2 protein-coding genes and 1 pseudogene are annotated in these 1,791 nt (G+C 65.7%); all 3 read left to right on the top strand.

Features of this window, described 5'->3' with window-relative positions; all coding sequences use genetic code 11:
- Nucleotides 1-184 (top strand): annotated as a pseudogene (locus HFL01S_RS24350) (methyl-accepting chemotaxis protein); the annotation flags it as partial.
- Nucleotides 185-235: 51 nt separating this feature from the next.
- On the top strand, nucleotides 236-694 hold the full coding sequence (locus tag HFL01S_RS24345; protein WP_066263928.1) for a cache domain-containing protein: 459 nt from the start codon (nucleotides 236-238) through the stop codon (nucleotides 692-694).
- Between the two features lie 55 nt (nucleotides 695-749).
- Nucleotides 750-1,791 (top strand): HAMP domain-containing protein (locus HFL01S_RS24340; protein WP_245644961.1); only part of this gene is annotated, 1,042 nt, incomplete at its 3' end.

Genomic DNA, 1,791 nt, shown 5'->3' with positions numbered 1-1,791 from the left:
CGAGATCAGCGCGGCCGCAGGCGAGCAGAGCGACGGCATCGGCCAGGTCAACACCGCGGTCAACCAGCTCGACCAGATGACACAACAGAACGCGGCGCTCGTGGAAGAGAGCGCAGCCGCCGCCGAGAGCCTGAAGGACCAGGCCGCCCGGCTGGCACAGGTCGTCCAGGTATTCAAGGTCTGACGGTCTTCCAACCAACCCAGGTTTCCCCACCCACCCCACAGGAGATTCATCATGAGCTTTACCCGAACCCTTTTCGCCGTCGCAGCCACCGCCACCCTGGCTGCGGCCTCCCTGTCTGCCCACTCCGCGGCCACGCCCGACGACGCCACCGCCATGGTCAAGAAGGGCATCACCTTCATCAAGACCAACGGCAAAGACAAGGGCTATGCCGAGATCAGCAGCAAGACCAGCCAGTTCAAGAAGGAAGACCTCTATCTCGTGGTCTACGGCCTGGACGGCACGGTGCACGCCCACGGCGCCAACGAAAAGATGATTGGCAAGAACCTGATCGAGCTCAAGGACATCGACGGCAAGCCTTTCGTGAAGGAGCGCGTCGAGCTGGCCAAGAGCAAGGGCACCTTCTGGCAGGACTACAAGTTCACCAACCCCGAGACCAAGAAGATCGAGCCCAAGCAGATGTACTGCGAGAAGCTGGACGAGACCGTGGTCTGCGGCGGGGTCTACAAGTAATTCCAGCGGCCCGCACCAGGGCCTTGAACGCCGGCCTCTCCGGCAAGGACATCTCATGAAGCTCGGTCAGAAACTCCTGCTGGCGCCCGTGGTCACTGCCGTCGTCGTGCTGGCCACAGGTCAGATTGATTCGTGGCTGCTCGGTCGCTCTGGCAACGCTGCGGTCGCTTCCTTCGAGGAGCACATCGGCGAGGTGCGTTCGCTGGGTGGCCTGCAGTCCGATGTGAACCTGGCGCACGTCGAGGTCTACCGGATGATGACCATCATCGGTTCCCTCGACGAGGCCACGATCCAGGCCCGGCGCAAGGATCTGGCCGCGCGCAGCACCAGCACCCTGGCGCAGCTGGACCGGCACATCGCCGCCGAGCCCGAGGGCACACCCCAGCGCCAGGGCATGGACGAGGCGCGCCGACAGCTGGCCGATTACTTCAAGAAGACCGATGCGGCGATCGATCTCGCGTCGGTCGATCCCAACACGGGGGTCGCTGCGATGCAGGGTGCCGATGAGGCCTACAGCGCCCTGACCAAGGCACTCACGTCCACCCAGGCGAGCCTGGTGGAACACGCGACGGGCGACGCACACGCCAAGGCCGAAGAAGCCGACCGCATGCACTGGCTGCTGAGCCTGGTGTCCCTGGTGGCGGCGGCGGCGGTGGTGGCCCTGTTCTGGGGGGTTCTGCGCAAGGTGGCGCGGTCGCTGGAGCAGGCCTCGCGCATCGCCCGCGCTGTGGCTGGTGGTGACCTGACCCAGACGGTGGACACCAGCCGCAAGGACGAGCTGGGCGACCTGCTCAAAGCCCTGGCGAGCATGAAGGACTCGTTGCTGAACACCGTGGTGCAGGTGCGCACGGCCAGCGACAGCATCGGCACGGCCAGCGCAGAAATCGCCTCGGGCAACCAGGACCTGAGCGCCCGCACCGAGCAGGCGGCCAGCAACCTGCAGCAGACCGCGGCCTCCATGGAGCAACTGACCAGCACGGTCAAGAACAGCGCCGACGCGGCGCGCCAGGCCAACCAGCTGGCCGCCAGCGCGTCCGAGATCGCCGTGCGAGGCGGTCAGGTGGTGGACCAGGTGGTGCACACCATGCAGGAGATTC

The organism is Hydrogenophaga flava NBRC 102514 (assembly GCF_001571145.1).
Taxonomy (GTDB): Bacteria; Pseudomonadota; Gammaproteobacteria; order Burkholderiales; family Burkholderiaceae_C; genus Hydrogenophaga; species Hydrogenophaga flava.
This window is presented reverse-complemented; position numbering and strand designations above follow the sequence as displayed.

What these genes read in the sequence shown, in the direction of transcription:
- HFL01S_RS24345 (WP_066263928.1), top strand. Translation starts at nt 236, where the DNA reads ATGAGCTTTACCCGAACCCTTTTCGCCGTCGCAGCCACCGCCACCCTG.